The organism is Fischerella thermalis PCC 7521, from assembly GCF_000317225.1.
Classification (GTDB): domain Bacteria; phylum Cyanobacteriota; class Cyanobacteriia; order Cyanobacteriales; family Nostocaceae; genus Fischerella; species Fischerella thermalis.
Genome location: NZ_AJLL01000098.1, coordinates 150,282 through 156,340, shown reverse-complemented (window position 1 = coordinate 156,340; position 6,059 = coordinate 150,282). Strand labels below are relative to the sequence as shown.

The 6,059-nt window shown below is 48.0% G+C and carries 2 pseudogenes; both read left to right on the top strand.

Annotated features, from left to right (window positions below):
- Window positions 1–50: 50 nt before the first annotated feature.
- Window positions 51–4,649, top strand: a pseudogene (locus tag UYK_RS0121230) (beta-ketoacyl synthase N-terminal-like domain-containing protein); the annotation flags it as partial.
- Between the two features lie 969 nt (window positions 4,650–5,618).
- Window positions 5,619–6,057 (top strand): annotated as a pseudogene (locus UYK_RS27870) (phosphopantetheine-binding protein); the annotation flags it as partial.
- Window positions 6,058–6,059: the final 2 nt, after the last annotated feature.

Here is a 6,059-nt window from a genome sequence, read left to right as displayed (position 1 = left end):
TCTATTTTCGGTGATTTCTATCAGTACTTGCTCATCCTGAAATATATACTATGAGTCAATTTATCTGTTTCTCTGTAAGTCCTATTAACCTTGCTCATCCTGGTATAGCTGTTGCTACTACCCGTGCAGGTGGTATTGGTATTCTAGATAGAGAATTTTGTCATGACCCAAAACAAGCAAGTAATAATTTAGATAAATTATTGGCTTTAACTAATCCTGGTCAATCTGTAGGAATACGTTTATCAGCTACTCAAGTTGCTTCTAGTCATGCACTTTTAAAACGTCTGAGTCATCAACCTCATTGGCTAATCCTGTGTGGGTGGAATGCCAAGACACTAGTAGAAACTGTAGCATCACTGCCAACGGGGCGATCGCGTAAACTCCTACTAGAAATTACAGACATCGAACAAGCTCAAGCTCTAGACAATCAAATACAGAATATTAATATAGATGGCTTAATTGCTCGTGGACATGAAAGCGGAGGCTGGGTAGGTGAAGACTCCGCCTTTATTTTATTACAGAAACTCTTGAGCGTTCAGTCGCGCCCAGTCTATGTCCAAGGGGGAATTGGCATTCACACAGCAGCAGCTTGCCGCGCGGCGGGAGCTGCTGGTGTTGTATTAGATGACCAATTATGGCTCATGCCAGAATCACCCCTGCCACAGGAATGGCAACGCCATCTGAGTAACCTCAACGGACAAGAAGCAATGGTATTGGGTGAAAGACTCAATGCTGGTTGTCGTGTCCTGTCCCGTCCGGGATTTCAAGCAATTACTAACTTGCAACAACTTGCCGACCAAATAGAAGTTGAAAACGACGGTTCAGCAGATGGTGTGCAAAATTGGCAACAACAAGCGCAACCATTAATAGGTTGGGGTGAACCAGGAAAACTAGCTTGGCCAATGGGACAAGCTGTAGGATTAGCAGCAACATTTCGCGATCGCTACCCTACAATTGGCAAACTGATTCAAGCATTACTCAAACAAAGTCAAGAACAAATCAAAACAGCCCAACAACTACGTCCCTTAGATGCCAATGCACCTTTAGCAGTTTCCCACGGCACTCAATATCCGATTGTCCAAGGACCAATGACACGGGTGAGCGATACCGCAGAGTTTGCCAATGCAGTTTCCCAAGCCGGAGGACTGCCAATGTTAGCCTTGGCGCTGATGCGTGGTTCGCAAGTACGCAGCTTACTGCAAAAAACCCAGCAATTAATGGGCAATCGAGCTTGGGGTATCGGGATGCTGGGTTTTGTATCTCACGCATTGCGTGAAGAACAAATCCAAGCCGTAAAAGAATTCAAACCTCCCTTTGCCTTAATTGCAGGTGGACGTCCCGACCAAGCAGCTCAGTTTGAAGCCGAAGGAATCGCCACCTACATCCATGTTCCAGCCCCACGCCTACTAAAAATGTTTCTAGAACAAGGGGCAAGACGGTTTGTATTTGAAGGTCGCGAGTGTGGTGGTCATGTTGGTCCGTTGAGTAGTTTTGTTCTCTGGGAAAGCATGATTGCCACCCTACTAGCAGATGTACCACCGGGTAAAGAATCAGAGATACATGTGCTATTTGCCGGTGGGATTCACGATGCCCTTTCCGCAGCCATGATTGCTGCAATGGCTGCACCTTTAGTAGAACGAGGGATGCGGATAGGCGTCCTTATGGGTACAGCATATTTATTTACCCAAGAAGCTGTTGCTTGTGGCGCGATCGTCCAGAAATTTCAAGAACAAGCCTTGGCATGTAGCCGCACCATTAACTTAGAAACCGGGCCGGGACATGCTAGTCGTTGTGTCTTCACTCCCTTTGCCCAAGAATTTTATGCTACACGACGACAAATGATGGCAGCAGGCAGTCCTCCAGAGGAAATCAAAGACACTTTAGAGGATTTGACTTTAGGACGCTTGCGAATCGCTTCCAAAGGATTGCAACGTACACCAGATGGTCAGGTGCAAACAGTAGACGAAGCACAACAACTGACGAATGGCATGTATATGATCGGGCAAGTCGCCACTCTCCGCGATCAAGTTTGTACTGTGCGAGAATTACACCAAAATGTATCGGAAATTGGTACTAAGCTGTTAATATCTGCGTTCGTTGAACAAGATGGAGAACAAAAAGTCACAACCCGCCCCTCAGATATCGCCATTATTGGTATAGGGACATTATTACCCCAAGCTCAGTATCCCGAAACCTTCTGGAACAACATTCTCCGCAAAGTCGATGCAATTACAGAAATTCCTGCCCAGCGTTGGGACTGGCGGCTCTACTACAATCCTGACCGTAACGCCAGAGATAAAGTTTATTCTAAGTGGGGTGGATTTTTAGAAGATGTACCCTTTGATCCGCTGCGTTTTGGTATTCCACCCAAATCTTTAAAATCCATTGAACCCGTACAACTGCTGGCACTAGAGACAGTGCGGCGAGCCTTAGAAGATGCTGGCTATGGGTCGGGTAACTTTGATCGCGAACATACCTCCGTAATTTTGGGGGCAGGTGGCGGCATTGCAGATTTGGGTCAGCAATATGCTACTCGTTGTGAAATACCCCGGATGGTTGGTAAAACTACACCAGAGGTTTGGGATCGTTTACCAGAATGGACAGAAGAATCATTCCCTGGTTTGTTGTTGAACGTGATTGCAGGTCGAGTTGCCAATCGTTTTGACTTCGGTGGTCACAACTTCACAGTCGATGCTGCTTGTGCTTCTTCCTTAGCAGCCTTGGATTTAGCAGTTAAAGAACTCGAAAGTGGACGTAGTAATGTAGCGATCGCTGGTGGAGTTGACACCGTTCAGAGTCCCTTTGCCTATTTCTGCTTTAGTAAAACCCAGGCTCTTTCACCACGCGGTAGATCGCGCACCTTCGACAAAACAGCAGATGGCATTGCCATTAGCGAAGGTATTGCCGTCGTTGTACTCAAACGCCTAGCTGATGCCGAACGAGATGGCGATCGCATTTATGGAGTCATCAAAGCCGTCGCCAGTTCCAGTGATGGTAAAGCTTTGGGGATGACAGCTCCCTTACCTGCTGGGCAAATGCGGGCTTTGAGACGTGCCTACAAAAAAGCTGGCTTTTCACCCAATACCTTAGGGCTATATGAAGCTCACGGTACAGGCACACCAGCAGGTGATAAAGCAGAGTTAGAAACAGTGATCAGTGTCCTGAAAGAATATCAAGCTCATCCCAAATGCTGTGCGATCGGCTCAGTGAAAACCTCCATCGGTCATACCAAGAGTACAGCGGGGATTGCGGGTGTGATTAAAGCCGTCTTGGCACTGCACCACAAAGTCAAACCTCCCCACATGAACGTTGATACACCCCTCGACCCAATCATAGATCATGAAAGCCCGGTGTATCTACCTAAAGAAGCCCAACCCTGGTTAGCTCATCCCGATCACCCCCGTCGCGCTGGTGTCAGTGCCTTTGGGTTTGGCGGCACAAATTTCCACGCTGTTCTAGAAGAATATCGGGGTAACTGGCAAGCTACTGCCCCAGGTGCTGATGCTTGGCCGTACGAGTTATTTGTATTCCGTGCTGAAAACCGTGCCGCTTTAGCTCAAGAAGCCAAATCATTGCTGAGGGACCTCAGTAATGGTGCAGAGCCACGTTTGCAGGATCTGGCCCACAGTTTTGCTCAACGCGCCCAAACCCGGCAGAATCAGAGCGCTTGCTTGGCGATTGTGGCTGAGAGTTTGTCACAGTTACGAGTAGATCTGGAAATCGCGATCGCCCAGCTAGAAGGTCGTCAATCCCAAACCTTACCACCTCATATTCAGTTTGGGATGGCAGATCCTCAAGCCAATCAACAGGTCGCCTTTTTGTTCCCAGGACAAGGGTCGCAATATTCCGGCATGGCTCGGGAAACGGGGCTATATTTTAACGAAATACGTGGTACTTTCGAGTTTGCAGATCGTCAGCTACGCCAGTGTTTTCCCAAGTTGCTTAGCCAATATGTTTATCCACCCAGCCCTTACAGCGAAGAGGAAGAAAAGCAAAACTACAAACAGCTGATGGATACCCGGATTGCCCAGCCAGCAATTGGGGCAGTGGAAACAGGTTTGATGGATTTGGCAGCCAGGCTAGAACTGAAGCCTGTCATGGTTGGTGGACACAGCTTTGGCGAGTACGCAGCCCTGCACGCAGCGGGAGTTTTATCCAGAGAAGACTTTTTTAACTTGGCTGCAACCAGAGGACGGGTGATGGCAGAAGCCTGTGCGACTTCCGTAGGAGCCATGGCCGCAGTCCAGACTACCCGCGAAGATTTACTCTTACGCCTCCAGAATTTTGAAGGAGTAGTGATTGCCAACCAAAATGCTCCCCGTCAGTCGGTGATTTCTGGAGATAAACAGGTTGTGCAACAGGTGGTAGATAGTTTAAACGCTGCTGGAATTACAGCTCGGATGTTGCCAGTTTCTGGTGCTTTTCACTCCGCTTTGGTGGCATCCGCCCAAGCCGCTCTCGCAGCGCCTATTTCCACCGTCACCATGCACTCTCCCCGCATCCCTGTTTATGCTAACTCCACAGGTCGCCCCTACGGCTCGAATATTAATGACATCCGTAGCCAGTTATCCAAGCAATTACTCAACCCAGTAGAGTTTTTGGGGCAAATTAATGCGATGTATGCCGATGGAGCGCGGATTTTCGTAGAACTCGGGCCAAAGCATGTCCTAACTAATCTAGTCGGTCAAATCCTCGCCCAAAAAGAACACACTGCTGTTTCTTTAGATGGGCAAGGTGGGGGATTGCGTGGTTTATTAATGGCTTTGGGTACATTGTTCGTTCGTGGTGTTCACATCAAGTTAACAGCTTTATTTGATGGTCGTGATGTCCAAAACCTCAACCTAGCTAAATTGGTCGAGTTAACACGCAAACCTGCTTTACCTCCAACAACTTGGTTAATTAACGGCGGTAGTGCCAGACCACAAAACCAACCAGTTGGTTACACAGGTAAACTACCACCCTTAAATCAAGAAACTGCTGCTCTGATCGCACCATTACCTGAATTAAGCCTGGGGCTTAAGCCCCAGGCTACCCCAACCCAGCCAGTACCTATACAAGAACAACCAACACCAAAACCACAGCCTCACACTCACCTTGTATCAAAAAAGCCAGAAATCCCCATGAATCAACCAGCTACATCATCCACCCCAGCTAACGGCAAGAGCTTAAATGGCAATTCCTCGCCTCTCCCTGTACCTGCGAACCCACCTCAGCAAGCAATGGGAGCAGGTATTTTGCAAGCCTATCAGGCTTACCAAGAGACTATGCGTAAATTCTTGGCAGTCCAAGAACAGGTGATGAGCCAGTTACTAGCTACAACAAACTCTGTGCCTACACTTACACCTGCTACCACTCCCTTACCACCGCGCAGACAACCAGAAAATCATCTGCCACCTGCTCCGCAACCTGTAGTTGTTCAGCCAAAAAATGGTTCTGCCCCAACCCTAACACCCAACAACAAACAAGAGCAGATACCAGTTGCACCCCAACCCCTGATTCCTCAACCAGTGTCCGCGCCACCTGTACAGGAGATGGTTGTTAAACAAGTACCAGCACCTCCAGCTACTACCCAGTTCTTACCAGATCGTGCTAGTTTAACTCAGACTTTATTAGGACTGGTCAGTGAACGTACAGGTTATCCCGCAGATATGTTGGGACTTGACCAAGATATGGAAGCAGAACTAGGTATTGACTCGATCAAGCGAGTCGAAATTTTGGGAGCGTTCAACCAAGCTTTACCAGCCAGCCTTGCAGATAGTGTCCGTCAGCAAATGGAGCAGTTGACCAGGGTAAAATCTCTCAATGGCATTGTAGATAAAATCTTAGAAAATCTCCAACCTACGGCTGCGGCTACCGTTACCAACACAGTCACAGCTGCAAATATCTCGTCTGCATCGGTCGGTGAATCCCTAAATCAAACCGAACTAACTCAGACTCTGTTGCAACTAGTGAGCGATCGCACCGGTTATCCCACAGATATGTTGGGATTAGACCAAGATTTAGAAGCAGAACTGGGTATTGATTCGATTAAGCGAGTTGAAATTTTGGGCGCGCTGCAA